The sequence below is a fragment of the Bartonella sp. MR90HLJMH genome (assembly GCF_042194115.1).
Taxonomy (GTDB): domain Bacteria; phylum Pseudomonadota; class Alphaproteobacteria; order Rhizobiales; family Rhizobiaceae; genus Bartonella; species Bartonella grahamii.
This window is the reverse complement of the sequence record NZ_JBHIMM010000009.1, coordinates 1-18391: the sequence shown is the minus strand read 5'-3', so window position 1 is coordinate 18391 and position 18391 is coordinate 1. Positions and strand designations below refer to the sequence as shown.

The following is an 18391-nucleotide window of genomic DNA, read 5'->3' as shown; positions in this document are numbered from 1 at the left end:
ATTTTACAGAATTCATTGATAAAATTTCACGATAATACTTCATAAAAATTACAAACTTTAACTTTGTTCCATGCGAATAAGGTCAATTTTTTCAAGCATTCAAATGGGCATTCTTCTTTGAAGAAAACGCAATGAAAATAATTAAAGGCAAAAAATGTAAAAAAAGCTTTCAAAAAATAATGTTAACATTTGAAAGGAAATATACATGAAAGAAAACACTAAACATTATGCCTCTTCCACACAAGAAGAATTGCAAGAACAACACCCTGCAATTAGTGCAGCCATTTCTAAGCAAATCAATAAAGCATCGCAAAATTTCTTTTATCCCAATAGCAAAGTGCTTAAAAATAAATACCGCATCAAAGAGCAAGAAATATTAAAGGAACAATGTTGTGATGATGTAAAAAAAGAAATGATAAAACTGCGTCAAGAACCTCTACCTGAGCAGCTTAATTCCTCCTATCTAAAATATCTTCATCAACACCTCTTTTCCCGTGCATTTGAATGGGCCGGACAAACACGCGAAGAACCTTTTACATTTGAAGATGGTAGTGTTGCTTCTATGCCCATTTTGAAAAGAAAAGAATTTACAAAACCTTTTGCGATTGGCAGAAAAATACAGGAGGGACTAGAAAAGTTAGATAAAACACTTGCTGAAAAGAATAATTTACAAGGCTTAACTCGCGAAGAATTCGTTGAACAAGCAGCTGGAATAATGATAGATTTGCACCACATGCATCCTTTCAGAGAGGGCAATAGGCGCACAAAGAGACTGTTTGTTGAAAAACTCGCTCAAGCAGCAGGACATAAGTTAGACTTTTCTCTTGTGAGCAAAAAACGTAAAGACTTTGTCCGCGCCGCTGCCATGGAACATAGCGATCCAGAACCTATGAAGCATCTGCTTGAGGATATCTCAAATCCAGAAAAATTGCTCATTTTACAAGAATTTACCAACTCTATGAGAGAGCTTGGATTGGATGAAAAAAATTATTATCTCGCTGTCGTCGCAAAAGAAGGAGAAACCTATCATGGTACCTACAGAGGCAGTGGACCCAATGGCTTCATGCTTGATGCCAACGGGATTTTCATCTTGGGAAATAAAAAAGATCTCACCCCAGAGCAAATACAGACATTAAAAATCGGTGACGCCCTCTCCTTTACAGCGCCCAAAACTCAAAACCCAGAAAAAACTCAGCGAAAAACATTGCTTCCAGAAAAAAAAGAGCCGTTCTCACAAGCGATGAAATAACTGAAAAGAGCAAAGATAACGCATCCATTCAAACAAAGAAAAAAGAAAACGCCCTTTTTTCACCATGGATTACCCCTCATGCTTTACATGACAGCATTGAAGTTATGCCTCAAAGTTTGCAAGAACAAGAACAAATGGCCAAACCAATTGCGCAATCTGCTTCCTCCATGAGGAAAACACAAAAAGATTTCCAAAAAAACATTTTACAGACCAGCAATACAGCGACAAATGATCCAATATCTGTCCAAACGACAAAGGAAAAACGCTCTGATCATCAAGAAAGAACAAAACAACCCCCAAAAAAAGCAATGGCATACTGGGACACTGGTACAAAAAAGACGGACAGCGTCCCTCTCACCTTACAGGAGAAATTATCCTCATCGCCTGAAACCGAAGAAAATAAGACAATGTACCGTAATTTCTTTTGCCCTAATAGTATCACCTTAAAAAATAAATATGGAATAAAAGACTATAAAAAATTAAAAGTGCAATGTGCCCATGATACAACAAAAGCAATCATTCATCTACGCCAAGAAGCGCCACCGCAAAAACTAACTTCCACATATCTCCAATATATTCATCACACCCTATTTAAAAATACTTTTGAATGGGCCGGACAAACACGCGAAAAACCATTTACATTTGAAGATGGTACCGTTGCTTATATGCCAATGATGAAAAAAGCTGGTATTTCTTTTGCCTCAGCAAAACAGATACAAGAGGGACTAGAAAATTTAGATAAAATACTTTCTGAAACGAATAGTTTAAAAGGCTTAACCCGCGAAACATTTATTGAACATGTCACTGAAATGTTGATCCAGCTCAACTATACGCATCCCTTCAGAGAAGGTAATGGACGCACACAACGAATGTTTTTTGAAAAACTTGGGCAAGTTGCTGGCCACACACTCGACTTTTCTCTTGTAACAGAAAAACGCATGAATCTTGCCAGCATTGCATCGCTAAAACATAACGATAAGGAAGAGATGAAACATCTTCTTGAGGATATCTCAAATCCAGAAAAAATACTTATTTTAAAAGAATTCATAGACAATATGAAACATATTGGATTTGAAAATATTCATCATCATCTTATTATAACAGCGAAAGAAGGTCATACCTATAAAGGCTTCTACAGAGGCAGTGGACCCAATGGCTTCATGCTTGATGCCAACGGGATTTTCATCTTAGGAAATAAAAAAGATCTCACTCCAGAGCAAATACAGACATTAAAAATCGGTGACGCCCTCTCCTTTACAGCACCAAAAGTTCAAAACCAGCAAGAAGTGCTTATCCCCGCAGAAACAATAGCCCCCCTTACCAACAATGAAATTGCCACAAGGATAAAAAACAACGCATCCATTCAAGTAAGAAGAAAAGAAATCGAAACTTTGTGCCAAATCATTTATGGCAATCGTCATATTTTGCAGAAAAGAATAGAAATGATCCATGAAAATCATACTGAAGGAGAACAGCTCACCTATCAAATTGCCACCTCTCCCCAATCTATTTCTAAGCTTTCTGGTAGCAATGTATTTGGCATAAAAAACAACGCGCGCGCCCATGCTGAAGCAAATATTTTGCCCCTCTGTAGAGCCATTGATCGTTATATCAATATTTTTAAACAAACAGAAAGAGACATTCTCCATACCCATCATGTAAAACAAAGGCGGTGTGAACAGTCGGTAAAAATTCCTGAGGCTTGGATGAAAAATCTCTTTTCCTTGTCAAAAGCACAACAGCAAGAAACTTTATCAAACTCTCCTGAATTAAGGGGGGAGATAAGGACTTATATCAAAAAAATCAATGAGCGCTTATCCTCAAGCGAGCATGAAGCTATAAAGGAAAATAATCCTGAAAAACTTGCGAAGTGTCTTGGCACATCAACCGTTAAAGCAAAAGAAATTATGGAAATAGTCAAGCAGATAAAAGAGATAGAACAGCATATACACCCCATGTATTTTTATAACCATAAATTCGATGAGTGCTTAGCACCAAACCAGTATCAATCTATCCAGCATCAATCTATAAAGACAAACAATGAAAAAAAATGTTCCAACACTCTTGATAAAGAAGCAATTAAAGTGCAAAAAATGACAGAAAACGTCAATCAGAGTTCTAAAAGACAAGAAAATATTCAACCTCACAAAACAGAGCACGCAAAAGCCATGACAATGAATATCTAAAGGATTCATAAACTTTAACTTTTTGCCCTCTCTGGTAAAAATGATAGCCTTTACCCGCCTGCTTTCATTGGCAAATCAATCGCACCTCAACGGGAATGGAAACCATGAGAGAACAAATTTATCTTATTTCCTCAGATTTTATCCTCATTAACTATGAAAAGAAACCTGAACAAGTAAAATGAAAGGATCAATCATTTTTGAAAATGATAATTAATCACTTTCATTACCTATAGTGCTAAAAACAGACAAAATGCTGTTGAAAGATCACGTCTTCCTATCCTTTTGTTTATGTAATCTCTAAAATGGGAAGGCAGCCTAATTTTGAGAGAATATAAAGCCGTAAAGGTAAAAAGCAATCACGAGCTTTGCCATCACCTTTTAGCTTAGCCTTACAACTTTTAAAAACATCTAAAGCACTGTCTTTTAAATAATGGATAGATAATGGAGATTGTACATTGCTTCACGCTTTTATTTTATTTGCGTTCTTTAATAGGGTCATGCCCCTTACATAAAAACAGAACGGTATTGGGGTGCACTATTCACGACATCACACCATAAAGAGAAATTAACATTATATATCCCTATATGTCCCTTCAAACTGTCATGATGTCGCTCCCATATTTCAGTTTGAAAAAGAAATTTTAATTATTTTATGGCAACAATAAAAATTGTAATGCAACAGTAAACAAGGAGCATAAAAAAGTCTTCAAGCACCATTGTTGACAGAAAGATAAACACCGTCGTAAAACGCTTACAAAAAGTATCCTTGATTGGGATACAGATCAGATTTTTACGATTTAAAACGGTTTATTTCTCCTATCATCGCTTCTCTTTTACAACGAACCCGATATATCTTTATGACATTGATTAAAAAAATTGCAACAGTTGCTTCCGGAACCCTCATGAGCCGTATTTTTGGCTTCGTACGCGAAATGCTTATGGCAGCAGCCCTAGGGACTGGTCCTGTTTCTGATGCCTTTAACGCTGCTTTTCGTTTTCCCAACACATTTCGTCGTTTTTTTGCTGAAGGTGCCTTTAACGCTGCTTTCATTCCTCTTTTTGCAAAAAAAATTACTGAAGATGGTCAAGAAACAGCATGCAAATTTGCAGAAGAAGTCTTTGGCGTTCTCTTTTCGATGCTCTTACTGTTAACGATTGCGATGGAACTGAGTATGCCTTTTTTGGTACGAACCATTATTGCCCCAGGTTTTACCGAAGATGCAACAAAATTTAACGCTACAATTCACTTTACTGCGATCATGTTTCCCTATTTAACCTGCATGTCGCTTGCTGCCATGATGGGGGGCATGCTTAATGCTCTGCGACGCTATTTTATTGCCGCCATTGCCCCACTCTTTTTAAACATTATTCTGATTGGTGTGCTTGCCTATGCTTGGATCTATAAACTTGACGCTTGGCATATCGGCTTAAATCTCTCTTGGGGTGTATTGGCAGCAGGACTTCTTCAACTCACCTTAATTGCCCTTGCTTTGCGTCAAAGTGGAATGAAAATTTCCTTCCGCCAACCCCATTTAAGTCCTAATGTTCGCAAACTATTAACTTTAGCATTCCCAGCAGCCATCACGGGTGGCATCACACAAATCAATTTGCTCATTAATACCAACATTGCTTCTAGTCAATCGGGTGCTGTCTCTTCTTTGATGTACGCTGATCGTCTTTACCAATTGCCTCTAGGTGTAATCGCCATTGCCGTTGCAACCGTTCTTTTACCAGAATTAACACGCGCTTTGCGAAGCAAAAAGCACAAAGAAACCCACCATTTACAAAACCGCTCTATTGAATTAACGCTATTGTTAACACTTCCAGCATCCATCGCTTTTTTACTGCTCTCCACTCCCATTGTCAGTTTGCTCTTTGAGCGAGGACAATTTACCAGTCAATCAACACACCATGTTGCACAATTACTGGAACTTTATGGATTAGGACTTCCAGCTTTTGTTCTCATTAAGGTCTTTATTCCTAATTTTTTTGCCCATGAAGATACCAAAACACCGATGATTTTTACAGGTATTTGCGTTTTCATCAATATCAGTCTCGCCTTAACATTATTTCCTATTCTATCTGCACGAGGCATTGTTATTGCTGAAATTACCTCTGGATGGGTCAACGCCCTGTTGCTTTGGGGTGTCCTTATCAAACGCGGTTATTGGAAATACGACTTCCAACTGATAAAGCAAATATTATGTCTCATGATAGCAACCCTTTTGAGTGCACTAGCCCTCTATTACGGATTGAATGTGTTTGGTTTTTTGTCTTTTCCTTTATCCTCACAAGCATCCTTTTTCTTGCGCGCCAGCACCTTAGCTGGGATCATGCTTGGCATATTCTTGATCTATTTTAGTGCCTATTTTTTATTCAACACCCATTCCTTTTTTCACATGCTTAAAAATTTGAAAAAACGCTCATAATATCTATACTTTGTCAAAAACAATAAAATAAATAACCTTAATTGAAGAAAGAGCACTCCTATGGATACCTTCACACCACTTGTCTTTTCCGGCGTACAACCGAGTGGTCATTTACATCTTGGCAATTATCTTGGAGCCATTCAGCGTTGGGTTGAATTGCAAAACTCTCATCACTGCCTCTACTGTGTTGTGGATATGCATGCGCTCACGGTCAACCCAGATCCCCTTACTTTACGCGAATCCACCAGAACAGTGACAGCAGCCTTTTTAGCCTGCGGTATTGATCCTCAACAACACATTATTTTTAACCAATCACGTGTTTTTCAACATGCTGAACTTGCCTGGATTTTTAATTGTGTTGCCCGTATCGGCTGGCTTCAACGCATGACACAATTTAAAGATAAAGCAGGAAAAGATCGCGAAAAAGCATCTCTAGGGCTTTTTGCCTATCCCACTTTGATGGCTGCTGATATTTTAGTCTATCGTGCAACGCATGTTCCAGTAGGCGAAGATCAAAAACAGCATGTTGAACTCACACGCGATATTGCACAAAAGTTTAACAACGACTATGCACAGCGTATTGCCGAATTAAATTTTGGTATCTCTATGCAAACGGATGAAGAAAAAAAACAAGGCTTCTTTCCCCTCCCAGAGGCGCTTATTGGAACAACAGCCACACGCGTTATGTCTTTGCGCGATGGGACGAAAAAAATGTCAAAATCAGATCCTTCAGATTTTTCACGCATTAATTTGACCGATGATGCTGATCTTATCGCAAAAAAAATACGCAAAGCCAAAACGGATTCGGCTCCTCTTCCCGATACCCTTACCGCTTTAAAAGAACGACCAGAAGTGGATAACCTGCTTGGTATTTATGCCGCCTTTGCCAAAGTTAGCAAAGAAAAGATTCTTTTAGAATTTTCTGGTCAACAATTTTCGCATTTTAAAACCGCTCTAGCCGACCTTGCTGTCTATAAGCTTGCCCCTATAACAGAAGAATTACGTCGACTTCATCAAGAAAGTGATTATATCGACTCTGTTTTGCATGATGGCGCTAAACGTGCTAGTATGCTCGCAGAAGAAAATATGAAGAAAATTCGTGAAATTATTGGATTTTTGCACGATACATAAAGGTAATAAAACTAAAAACTGTAGAGAGCAAAAAAATCGTTTGTACAAATATAGAGAAAGTGCATGATTTCCAAACCCAAAAATCCGAAAAAAGAACCCAAGAAAAAGAACTTAGTCATTATCGATGAAACACCAGAGTGTCGGCGTGCCGTTGCGTTTGCCGCACAGCATGCCCAAAATACCAATAGAACATTGGTATTACTTTGTGTCGTTGATAGTGCAGAATTTCAACATTTTCTGGGTGTAAACAACGTTATGCGCACAGAATCAACGCAAAGTGCTCATAAAATATTAGGAGACATTGCCAGTGAAGTCCGCACCACCCATGCGCTTGAAACAGAAATAGTGGTGCGTGAAGGAAAAAAAATTGATGAGATTTCCAAACTGATCGACGAAGATAAAAGGATTGCACTAATTGTTTTAGCAGCCAGTGGACATACAGAAGGACCAGGACCCCTTGTTCAATTAATCGGAAATAAAGGGACAGCTTTTTCAATCCCTGTCATTGTTATTCCTAGCAATCTTGCCGATGAAGATATTAGATCTATTGCCTAAAAAATATAATATTCTACAATGTAAGATCTTCCCAATCCTTCATTATAAAAGGAGAGTTTATGTTTATTCAAACTGAAACCACCCCAAACCCTGCAACGCTTAAATTCCTGCCAGGACGCGTGGTTCTTTCTGAGGGCGTATTAGAATTTCGTGACCCTGAAGAAGCAGCTAAAAACTCACCTTTGGCAGCTAAGCTGTTTAATATTCCCAATATCAATGGTGTTTTTTTAGGCTATGATTTTATCACCGTAAGCAAAAAAGAAGGAGAATGGCAACATCTCAAGCCCGTCATTTTAGGCACAATCATGGAACATTTTCTATCCAATGAGCCAGTGATCACCACCAACGCTACAACACAAGCACAAACCCATGCCCTTAACGAAGAATTTTATGACGAAAAAGATGCTGATATTGTCTTAACCATTAAAGAGCTGCTTGAAACGCGTATCCGCCCAGCAGTTGCCAATGATGGTGGAGACATTACTTTTCGCGGATTTGAAAATGGTATTGTTTATCTCAATATGCGGGGCTCCTGCGCTGGATGTCCCTCTTCAACGGCAACCCTCAAACATGGTATTGAAAATCTTTTACGCCATTTTATCCCTGAAGTTTTAGGCGTTGAAGCCATGCCACAATAAATATTGGCCTCAATAGGTAAAATAACCACAGCGATTGCCCCTCTTCAACAGCGCTCAAACATGGAGTGCAAAAATCTTGCGTCATTTTATTCCTGAAATTTTAAAAGTAAGCTATGCAGCCATAAAAATACAGTACTGTTAAAAAAATCTGTCTAATAATGATACCTTCACTCATATTTCACCTCCACATATGCCTTAAAAAGATTTCAAAGCCCCTTTTAAGAAGCATAGGTTGTTTCAACAAACCAATCCGTACACAGAAGTACAATGCATGGATGTGCACTTTAAATTTATTTTGTTTCATAATCTTGTCATGTAATTTTAACCAAGAAACCACGACCCGTTACAAAAAAGAAAACCCAAAAAAGAAAACATTGTAAGATAGAGTGCCCATTTGCTCCATCTTTCTCAGTTCTCCCAACAATAAAATCACGCAAAATACTTCTTGTAGCAACCAATCGACAAAGATCACATTTTGCAACTTGAATGAGAATTCTGACATTCTTCTTATTTCAATTCTGTTTTTATTGCATCAATCAAAATCGTCCGCTTACACAGCACAAACTGGATAATAACAAAAACTATTTTTAATAGCTCTTATGCACACTTTTTATAAGGGACTGTTGCAACACTAAGAGCTGGAAAATGCATGACCATACAACCTTATCAAGATCATACCATCCTTTTTCCATTCTTAAAATCAAGAATTCCCCCTCTATCATTTTCAATCTCATTTCCATAAATATGACGCAAACGGTGTAACTACCTGTAAAAATAAATACATTGAAGCTAGATCTATTATGGTTGTTTGAGAAATTATCTGATAAAAAAATGAGAATATTTCTTCAATTCAGCAGGAATAAGTTTGTCTGCTTTACCACGTTGTTCTTCTCATAAAGCACATACTTTTACTGTTGCATGTAAGTCAACATCCAACTTCATCCATAACCGCATATTAAAAGAAAAGACAGAGCCACTATTCCTCTGCGATACATGGCTTTGCAATAAAGGAAAATATATTGCCTCTATCTGATTGGTGTAATCTGTGAAACAAGAAAAGAATCCCATTCGAGAAGAATGTAAAAATAAAAAACCAACGAAATGCAAAAACAATTGCAAGGGGATAAATGCCTAAACTTTTTTCACAAACTCCGACTTTAAACTCATCTGACCAATCCCTGGAATTTTGCAATCAATGTTATGATCCCCATCCACCAAGCGAATATTCTTTACCTTAGTACCACCTTTTAAAACAGATGAAGCGCCTTTTACTTTCAGATCTTTTATCACCATAACGGTATCTCCGTTTGTTAAAATCTGACCATTGGCATCATAAACAGTATCGGAAAGAACAGTATCATCGTTTTTTTGTGGCCATTCATGTGCGCATTCAGGACACACAAAATTTTCACCATCTTCATAAGTATAAAGACAATCACAACGAGGACATTTAGGATATTGGGTCATAAATTCCCCTTTTAAAAAAAAATCATTCACTATGACTGGTCATAAAGCAAGAAGTGCTTATTGTCCATTATTTTAGAAAAACATTTTCCTTTGTTTCAACCCTCATCTGCCAACTGTGTTCATGAATGCTATCGTCACATACCATATGAGTTTATAAAAATGATTGATCATTATATAACTTAAATGAGCCCCCCGCATATCATAAAATTTACTCACTTCATTCTCTCTAATAAATTAATCAAAATCATTTTCTTATACATCAGCAATGCAATTAACGAATGGATAAAAAACAATTAGAAAAGGAACCTCTCTAAATAAAACGCTCTCAAAAAGCTAAAAACTGAAAAACAAGAAAATGATGCCCTCAACTTGACCTTTTATTTAAGTAAAGATAACAGTCACAATGTTAGAGAACAGACTGATTTATAATCATAGTTAATGGTTTTGTATATTGAATGAGAGCCGATAAATAAGCTGAGATTCTCTCACCCCCTTTTACATTGAATCAACCAAAGCCTTTTGCTTGCATGCTACAAGTAGGAAGAGGCGTGTAAAACGATTATTCAAAATACTAAATATTTTCAAATATAAGAACCAACATTGAAAGCGAGCAAAGTGAATGATGGTACGGTCTTACTCTCTCATAAGCGTAAAATTGTGCTGCTCGATAGATGGTCGCTCATCCCTTTCAAAAGCAGCACGCATAAGATGCGTTTTTAGTGTTTTGAGAGAGACGCTTCTTTAAAACAAGCATATGAAATGTGCAACAATGATAATATTTTTTTTGCATAAGGAACATCTCCCCTATTAAACAAACATTGCTATCAAACCATCAAAAACCATCGGACATAAACTCCCCGATTATGCCGGATTATAATTACCTACAGGATTCGGTTTTAAGAAGCCCGCAGTTTTAGAAATCCGATTGATATGTAAAGGAGGAAAAAACAAAGCGCGCTTGAAAATGGAGGATCTGCCTTATGGCAAATAAAATCACACCCCTAAAATCATACCTCATGTGATCAATCATCATACCTTTACAAAAAAATATTCCAATGAACTTAGGTGATAATATCAGGGCGATCTCGCCCCAATGCTTGTTGTATATTTAACAGTTTTAGCGCCACCTGTTGCAAAGGTTGGAGAACTTCTTGCGGATTAAAATTGTGTTTGCGCGGATCACTTTCATACTGTTCAAAATAAAGTCGTAAAGTAGCACCTAGCGTCCCTGTTCCCGACAACCGGACCACCAACCGTGCTCCATTTTCGAAAAAAATACGTATACCTTGCCGCGTGCTAACACTCTGATCAACAGGATCATGATATGTAAAATCATCTGCTTTTTTGACGAAAAATCCTGCAATTTCAGTTCCTGCATGTGGTAAGTGCGTACGCAAATGTTCTATAAGTTCCAAAGCTTTATCTGCTTCGACTTCTTCATAATCATGCCGTAACGTGTAAAAACGCCCATAGGTGTACCAATGCTGTTGAACAATTTGTGCAACAGTTTTTTCTGTTACCGCTAAAAGATTTAACCAAAATAAGACAGCCCATAAACCATCTTTTTCGCGGATGTGATGAGAGCCAGTTCCAAAGCTTTCTTCACCACAAAAGGTTACTTTCCCCGCATCCAAAAGGTTTCCAAAAAACTTCCATCCCGTTGGCGTTTCAAAAAAGTTTAATCCGTGTTTTTCCGCAACCAGATCAGCAGCACGCCCCGTCGGCATAGAACGCGCTATCCCCACAACACCTTTTCGATATCCTTTAATGAGGTGTGCATGTTCAGCCATAATAGCCAAAGAATCTGAAGGTGAGACAAATTGTTGACGACCAATAATGAGGTTACGATCTCCATCACCATCAGAGGCTGCACCAAGATCTGGTCCTTGCTCTGACATCAATAAATCATAAAGAGCCTTGGCATAAACCAAATTGGGATCCGGATGACCGCCTCCAAAATCTGGCAAAGGAATACCATTAACCACCGTTCCTTCAGAAAATCCTAAGCATTTTTCAAAAATTTCATGAGCATAAGGCCCTGTTACCGCATGCATAGCATCAAACCGTAAAGTAAGACCTCGAGCAACGGCCTTGGCAATACAGTCAAAATCAAAAAGCTCCTGCATCAAAGCAACATAATCAGCGACAGGATCAATAATATCAATCCGCATGGCTCCCATAAAGATCGTACCTTGCCTATCTAAATCAATATCTGGTGCTTCAAGAATTTTATAAAAGGAAAGACGTTGCGATGTTGCAAAAATAGCATCACATAAAGAATTCGGAGCGGGTCCACCATTGGAAACATTGTATTTGATACCACAATCTCCCTCTGGACCACCAGGATTATGGCTTGCAGAAAGAATAAGTCCACCATGGGCATGAGTTTTACGAATAAGATGCGAAACAGCAGGTGTAGAAAGAATACCGCCCCTTCCCATTTTAACACAAGAAACACTATGCGCCGCTGCCATCTTCAACACAATCTGAAGGAGAGTACGATTAAAAGTGCGCCCATCCCCCCCAAGAATCAACATTTTTCCTTCAAGAGGCCCAATGTTATCAAAAAGAGACTGTATAAAGTTTTCTACATAATGAGGTTGTTGAAAAACAGATACTTTTTTGCGCAAACCAGACGTTCCCGGTTTTTGCCCCTCGAAAGCCGTGGTCAAAACTGTCTTGATGGTCATGTAAATACCTTCATATTCTTTCCTTTAATTTTAAGGTGAAGAGTATCCAAAGTCGACCATTAATTCTACTTGACGGAAGTGTGAAATATTTGCACACTCGTTAGAAGTAAAAATTCTTGAAGAATCCCTTTTATTTAAACCGTTCTTTCCGATATGCTTTTAAAGACAAAGGCTGTTTTAAAACGAAATTTTTGTGAAAAATATAGGAGCATCCTTATGATGAAAAAAACTGTTCCCAATGTAACATTCCATACACGTGTCCGCGATGAAATGGGTGAAAATAATTCTTATCGGTGGCAAGAAGTTAACAGTGATGCTTACTTTAAAGGAAAGCGTGTTATTCTTTTTTCTCTTCCTGGAGCTTTTACCCCTACTTGCTCAACTTTTCAGCTGCCTGACTTTGAAAAACTCTATGATGAATTTAAACAAGCGGGTATTGATGAAATTTATTGCCTTTCCGTCAATGATGCTTTTGTCATGAATGCTTGGGGAAAAACACAAAATATCAAAAATGTGAAATTAATTCCTGATGGCTCTGGTGAATTCACACGCAAAATGGGTATGCTGGTTGCAAAAGACAATGTTGGTTTTGGCATGCGATCATGGCGCTATGCTGCCGTTATTAATGATGGTGTGGTTGAGAAATGGTTTGAAGAAGCAGGTTTTTCAGATAATTGTGCAACAGATCCTTATGAAGTTTCTTCACCACAAAATGTTCTAAAAGCTTTGAAAAACTAATTCCGCCCCCAAATCGTCTATTTAAACAAAATTTAACGACACAAATTTCCCTAATAAAGAAAATTTGTGTCGTTTGTATTTTTTGAAACATCTATTTGTCAAAGCAGACACTATAAGTTGGTTGTGCGTTTTTGGTGAGAAAATATTCCAGCAATAATTTTTTAATAGGTATTTCACGTTTTAACTGCTTTGAAAAAACTTGAAAAATTTCCAGTAAAAAATCTAAACCAATTATAGTGCTCAAAGAATAAAAAGCTAAAAACTGTTGCACGCTATCAAAAAATGGGGATGCAATTGCGAAATGCGCAAATTCATACAAAACTCTCTCAGAAAAATCAAGGACTAACGTATCGATGAAATATGCACGATCAATGCTAAATTTCTCCTATTGAGAAAAACTTTGTTTCAAACAATAATTTGATTTATAACGATAATTTATAATTTTTCATGTCGAATGAGAGGCACTGAATATCATAAGATTGTTTTATTTTATCCCTTCTTATATTGAATCTCTTAAAACTATTTTCTTGCTTATTAGCACGTAAGGTTGGCATATGAATAAACGATTAAAAAGAGTAAAAGTACGTCTCATAAACGCTCTAAAATACAAGAGCTATGAACACCATTACTGCAAGGTTCATAAAAATATCAAGAAAGAAAATATTGCATAAAAACGGCTCTGCATAAATAACTGTTCATGAAGAATATTAAATAAAAACAGATCCCGTAAACATTCCAATTCACATACCATAAACAGACTCATCGCTGTTCTCATAGCCATTTATTCTAAGCTTTTATTTTTCTCTAAGAGAGAAACAGTTAAAGAAGGCGTTTATTTGGATATTCTACCATAAAGTGTGTTTTCATTTCTTCCTCTTCTATCTCTTCCTCTTCATCGAACTCAAAATCTTCATCACATTCAGGAAGCCCAAAAATATCTGGATTAATGAAATAACAATATTTTTTTGTCCCCTTCGCTACAATTTTATTCTTTTCTAATTCTTTGATACCTTCTTTAAAACTTTCAAAATTAAGATATTCTGGTTCTTGAATTGAAAGATCACAAATCAAAAATTCATTGAGAGTATCCTCATCTAATCTTACCTGATCAAACCATAAATCCACATCATCTTCATCTGACATTTTCCCTACTTGCCACAACATCACAAAAAATGCTTTCATACCACTAAATGATAGCCCAAAAATCATACGCCGACTATCGGACGCTCCTGAAAACGTAATTTGCGGAAGATCTTCAAATCCGAAATTTGAAGGAGGAAGTTTAAATGATTTTCCAATATCTTCAGGTTTTTTCAAAATAAAGGGATTTCTTTCATATAATACTGTAAAATCATATTGGGCCATTTTCATTTCTCCGTAAAAAATTGATTTGTTATAATAAATTAATAATTTCAAATGGTTGTCATTATAATCTCTTATAATTCCTCCCATATTTTCCCTTTAAAAATTGTCTGATTTAAGTTATTCGTTGCTTTTGAAACTAAAAAAATCTTCTAAAATAAAACTCTTGAGATTTCTTTCATCTCTCATGGATGTGAGATTGTAGACTGCCGACAATAAAACAGTAGAAATATGATATCAGCAAATGAGAATTCAAAAATTAAATCCATATGAATGATCAATGTTTCTATAAACTATTGGGTTTCTGTTATTGATCATCAATTTTTCTAAACAGGATTGCGTCAAGAACCTCAAATGCTTCAGTGTCCAGTATCTTGCTTCACGCAAGGTACTTACCTCGCGCGCTAAAAAGCATTCATTTCATAATGAAGACAAAGCATTTTTATCTTTAAAAAATTGCTTTTATGCCGCAGGAACTTTAAAAAATAACGCGATTTTAAGAATATCTAAACAAGTAAAATACAAATTCTGAAAATTGAAGAGGAAATGTTCGAGCTTTTCCCAACAATCGCTTTCACAAAACTTTTATCATTACCGTTTTTGGGCTGCCAAAATATCTTGTACTGTTTGAACCAATTGCTCTTCATCAATCATCACTTGCGCAGGACGGCTTTCACGCCATGTTTGATTGTCCTTAATTTCGTGGGACAAACGCGCCCCTTCAATCAAATCTTTAATCTGTATTTTTCCGCTCTCACGTTCTTGTGAGCCTTGGATCACCACACAAGGCGCTTGACGTCGATCTGCATATTTCATCTGCGCTTTTATCCCCGATGCCCCCAAATAGAGCTCAGCACGAATTCCCGCACCACGCAACTGCATCACCATTTTTTGATAGCGTGCAACAGCTTCTGGTTCTTTATCCATCATCAACACCACAACCGGCCCTGTTGTCTCCTTCATAGGCAACTTTCCAAGATTTTGCAAAGCAGCAATCAAGCGTGAAACCCCGATTGAAAAACCTGTTGCCGGAATATTTTCACCACGAAAGCGTGCCACCAATCCATCATAGCGCCCACCACCACCAACGGAGCCAAAAACAACTTTTTGCCCATCATCATTGAGAACATCAAAAAGCAATGCCGCCTCAAAAACAGGTCCAGTATAATATTCCAATCCACGAACCACCGAAGGATCAATTTTAATGCGATTGTGATAACCATTAGCGACAAAGATTGCTTGCATTTCCTCAAGCTCGCGAACCCCTTCAAGCCCCTGAGCACTCTGACCAACGACTTGTCTGAGAGCATCAAGGATTTCTTCTGCTGTTTTTGCGTTTACAGTCAGTAAGGAAAGAATACACTCAATCTCTTTATCCTTAAGCTCGGCCCCTTTTGTAAAATCACCACTTTCATCCAAACGCCCCTTGCCTAGAAGAAAACGCACGCCTTCAGGACCAAATTTATCCAGTTTATCCATTGCTCGAAGCACAGTTAAGCGCCTTTCAATCTGCTCCCTTTCCCCTAAACCAATCAATTCTAAAACACTTTCCAGAATTTTTCGGTTATTCAAGCGAATGGCATAATCATGCTGCTGAAACCCTAACTTTTCCAAACTGTCTGCTGCCATCATACAAATTTCGGCATCCGCTGCTACCGTTGGTGTTCCAACAATATCCGCATCAAACTGCATAAATTGCCGAAAGCGCCCTGGTCCAGGTTTTTCATTGCGAAACACAAAACCAAGACGATAACTGCGATAAGGCTTTGGCAAAACTTCAAAATTCTCTGCAAAATAACGGGCAAGAGGCGCAGTAAGATCATAGCGCAAAGACATCCATTGCTCATCATCATCTTGTAGCGAAAAAACGCCCGCATTTGGACGATCTTCATCAGGCAAAAACTTACCCAGCACATCTGTATATTCAAAAATTGGTGTTTCCAGTGCTTCAAAACCGTAAAGTTCATAAACTTCACGAATTTGCGCAATCATTGTTTCAGTTGCATACAACTGTGCACTTGTACGATCCACAAAACCACGGGGTAAACGGGCTTTAGTTTTTCCTTGTTTCAATGACATGTTATTCTCTAGCAACAATATGTGTTCACGGATAACCATTATCCCATAGAAACCAACGCTGCAATGACTTTATCAATCTAAAAACTTTTAATAACATGTTAGAGTCCTTTATTTTACAAAAGCAATATCCTTATAAAGCGATATTCTAAAAGAGTTTATCCTGTAAGATGAGTCATCACCCTTAAACTAAAACGTCCCCAAAACGAATACACTCTCCAAACCCTCTTATGCCTCATCTTTAGCTCTGTTCAGGTATTTCTTTCATTTTTTTCCTTTATCTCGTCTTTCTTGAAGCAATTTTTCATATATTCCCAAGATTTCTGCATTTTTTTCAAACCTTTGCTTTCCGTATTTGGTCCTCCCAATCCCAACAGAAAATAAGAAATATATGAACACTTTTTGAAAAGATCAAAAACAACTCTTAACTTTAGATAAAGAAAAACACTTCTTGAAATTCGTATCTGACTTAAAATTTGATAAACCACCTTCTTTTATAAGAGCTTTTTTTCTTTGATAACTTAGCAAAAAACTTTAAGATAGAAGCGTGTTTTTAGATTGCTCGGCAAAATCATGAATAACATTTTTTAAATCAACACTATTTCGACCAACCTCTGTAATCGATCTTGAAATGGAAGGAATAAGATTCTGCCATAGCCTTTGAGGAAACTGCTGAGTTAATTGTGTTATTGTTCCCCCTTGAGCCCCAATGCCAGGAACGAGAAATAAGTTATTTTCTAACTGTTCGATTGTATCTTTTGCTTCATTGCCCAATGTTGCTCCAATCACTGCCCCAATAGGACCAACATGATGATATTGACTTGAAGATTGGCTATTATATTCAAAAATACGCTGCGCCAAATGAACAGAAACCGTTTGATCACCAATGCGCGCATTGCGAATGTGCCTTCCCTCTGGATTCGAAGATTGAACAACCATAAAAACAGCCGTTTTTGTTTCTTCTGCAATCTTTATTAAAGGAATGAGAGCATCAAATCCTAAAAAAGGATTGACTGTTATGGCATCTGCTTTAAACGCACTGCTTGAACCAAGCCAAGCTTTACCGTAAGCCTCAGCAGTAGAGCCAATATCCCCTCTTTTCGTATCAACGAGAACCAACAAACCTTGTGCCTGTGCATTTTCAATAAGTTCTTTGAGAATTTGAAGCCCTTCCACCCCATATAACTCAAAAAATGCGGCTTGAGGCTTTATCATCCCCACTTTACCCACAACCGCTGTTAAGAGGATATCACAAAAATCTTTTAGACCTTTATAATCACAGCTTAAATTCCATGATTGCAAAACTTTATGACTCGGATCAAAACCAACGCAAAGCGGTCCATATTTTTCACTATTTTTAAAAAAAGCTGAACAAAACATTTTATATCCTAACACGGTCTGTCTTTAAACTTTTTGATACAATCAAAAAGAAAAGCATTTGTCAAAAGAATACAATACTGAAAACACAAAGAAAGAGCTCTCTATACAAAGTGTGCTTTTATTTATGAAACATAAATATATTTCCATTCGTAACGCTTATCACATGTTTATCGACCAAGACATTGTCATGAGACAAAAACTCAAATTTATGAAGGAATATAAACAAAAAAAGCGTTCATATTATTTTGTTCAATGACCTCATAAAGCCCAATAGCGTGCCTTGTCGTTTTTACACCCCTTTTTTATGATCAACAAAAACTCTCTATGAACGTGCTTTAAACAAAAGTTTTAAAAGAAAATGCCCCACTATGATGATCTCGAGCTTAACTTTAGATCTCTCCTATCCCTTTTTAGCGCATATCTATTCACTTTTGGAACATAATTGGCAAAAAGACATTGTATCTCCAGCATATTCAAGGAGATAAAACAT

Annotated in this window: 10 protein-coding genes and 1 pseudogene; 6 read left to right on the top strand and 5 right to left on the bottom strand. The window is 37.2% G+C overall.

Features of this window, described 5'->3' with window-relative positions; genetic code table 11:
• Positions 1 to 205 precede the first annotated feature (205 nt).
• The 5 genes and pseudogenes from ACFIJ9_RS06965 (at position 206) to ACFIJ9_RS06945 (ending at position 8188) form a co-directional block, all read left to right on the top strand.
• Positions 206 to 3435 (top strand): annotated as a pseudogene (locus ACFIJ9_RS06965) (BID domain-containing T4SS effector).
• Positions 3436 to 4292: 857 nt separating this feature from the next.
• A complete protein-coding gene (murJ, locus tag ACFIJ9_RS06960; protein WP_375636419.1) occupies positions 4293 to 5864 on the top strand; it encodes a murein biosynthesis integral membrane protein MurJ in 1572 nt (523 codons plus the stop codon).
• 60 nt (positions 5865 to 5924) lie between these two features.
• The gene (gene trpS, locus ACFIJ9_RS06955; protein WP_375636354.1) at positions 5925 to 6995 is read left to right on the top strand and encodes a tryptophan--tRNA ligase; all 1071 of its coding nucleotides are present in this window, start codon (positions 5925 to 5927) and stop codon (positions 6993 to 6995) included.
• Positions 6996 to 7058: 63 nt separating this feature from the next.
• On the top strand, positions 7059 to 7550 hold the full coding sequence (locus tag ACFIJ9_RS06950) for a universal stress protein (RefSeq protein ID WP_015856726.1): 492 nt from the start codon (positions 7059 to 7061) through the stop codon (positions 7548 to 7550).
• Between the two features lie 59 nt (positions 7551 to 7609).
• Positions 7610 to 8188, top strand: coding sequence for a NifU family protein (locus tag ACFIJ9_RS06945; RefSeq protein ID WP_273723704.1), 579 nt, complete (start codon positions 7610 to 7612; stop codon positions 8186 to 8188).
• Positions 8189 to 9319: 1131 nt separating this feature from the next.
• On the opposite strand, the gene ACFIJ9_RS06940 is transcribed toward ACFIJ9_RS06945, so the two are convergent.
• Both ACFIJ9_RS06940 and ACFIJ9_RS06935 read right to left on the bottom strand, forming a co-directional pair.
• The gene (locus ACFIJ9_RS06940; RefSeq protein WP_015856728.1) at positions 9320 to 9655 is read right to left on the bottom strand and encodes a zinc ribbon domain-containing protein YjdM; all 336 of its coding nucleotides are present in this window, start codon (positions 9653 to 9655) and stop codon (positions 9320 to 9322) included.
• Between the two features lie 1061 nt (positions 9656 to 10716).
• Complete coding sequence (locus ACFIJ9_RS06935) at positions 10717 to 12345, bottom strand: alpha-D-glucose phosphate-specific phosphoglucomutase (RefSeq protein WP_375636352.1); 1629 nt, start codon at positions 12343 to 12345, stop codon at positions 10717 to 10719.
• A 216-nt stretch (positions 12346 to 12561) separates the two neighbouring features.
• Between ACFIJ9_RS06935 and ACFIJ9_RS06930 the strand changes: the two genes are divergently transcribed.
• Complete coding sequence (locus tag ACFIJ9_RS06930) at positions 12562 to 13083, top strand: peroxiredoxin (protein WP_375636351.1); 522 nt, start codon at positions 12562 to 12564, stop codon at positions 13081 to 13083.
• A gap of 819 nt (positions 13084 to 13902) precedes the next feature.
• Here the strand turns inward: ACFIJ9_RS06930 and ACFIJ9_RS06925 are convergent.
• The 3 genes from ACFIJ9_RS06925 to pyrF all read right to left on the bottom strand — a co-directional run bounded on the left by ACFIJ9_RS06925 (position 13903) and on the right by pyrF (position 17901).
• Positions 13903 to 14535 carry a replication protein gene (locus ACFIJ9_RS06925; protein ID WP_375636349.1) on the bottom strand — a complete coding sequence of 211 codons (633 nt, stop codon included), beginning with the start codon at positions 14533 to 14535 and terminating at the stop codon, positions 13903 to 13905.
• Between the two features lie 501 nt (positions 14536 to 15036).
• On the bottom strand, positions 15037 to 16524 hold the full coding sequence (gene hisS / locus ACFIJ9_RS06920; RefSeq protein WP_375636347.1) for a histidine--tRNA ligase: 1488 nt from the start codon (positions 16522 to 16524) through the stop codon (positions 15037 to 15039).
• A gap of 531 nt (positions 16525 to 17055) precedes the next feature.
• The gene (pyrF, locus tag ACFIJ9_RS06915) at positions 17056 to 17901 is read right to left on the bottom strand and encodes an orotidine-5'-phosphate decarboxylase (RefSeq protein WP_375636345.1); all 846 of its coding nucleotides are present in this window, start codon (positions 17899 to 17901) and stop codon (positions 17056 to 17058) included.
• Positions 17902 to 18391 lie beyond the last annotated feature (490 nt).

What these genes read in the sequence shown, in the direction of transcription:
- murJ (WP_375636419.1), top strand. Translation starts at nt 4,293, where the DNA reads ATGACATTGATTAAAAAAATTGCAACAGTTGCTTCCGGAACCCTCATG.
- trpS (WP_375636354.1), top strand. Translation starts at nt 5,925, where the DNA reads ATGGATACCTTCACACCACTTGTCTTTTCCGGCGTACAACCGAGTGGT.
- ACFIJ9_RS06950 (WP_015856726.1), top strand. Translation starts at nt 7,059, where the DNA reads ATGATTTCCAAACCCAAAAATCCGAAAAAAGAACCCAAGAAAAAGAAC.
- ACFIJ9_RS06945 (WP_273723704.1), top strand. Translation starts at nt 7,610, where the DNA reads ATGTTTATTCAAACTGAAACCACCCCAAACCCTGCAACGCTTAAATTC.
- ACFIJ9_RS06940 (WP_015856728.1), bottom strand. Translation starts at nt 9,655, where the DNA reads ATGACCCAATATCCTAAATGTCCTCGTTGTGATTGTCTTTATACTTAT.
- ACFIJ9_RS06935 (WP_375636352.1), bottom strand. Translation starts at nt 12,345, where the DNA reads ATGACCATCAAGACAGTTTTGACCACGGCTTTCGAGGGGCAAAAACCG.
- ACFIJ9_RS06930 (WP_375636351.1), top strand. Translation starts at nt 12,562, where the DNA reads ATGATGAAAAAAACTGTTCCCAATGTAACATTCCATACACGTGTCCGC.
- ACFIJ9_RS06925 (WP_375636349.1), bottom strand. Translation starts at nt 14,535, where the DNA reads ATGGGAGGAATTATAAGAGATTATAATGACAACCATTTGAAATTATTA.
- hisS (WP_375636347.1), bottom strand. Translation starts at nt 16,524, where the DNA reads ATGTCATTGAAACAAGGAAAAACTAAAGCCCGTTTACCCCGTGGTTTT.
- pyrF (WP_375636345.1), bottom strand. Translation starts at nt 17,901, where the DNA reads ATGTTTTGTTCAGCTTTTTTTAAAAATAGTGAAAAATATGGACCGCTT.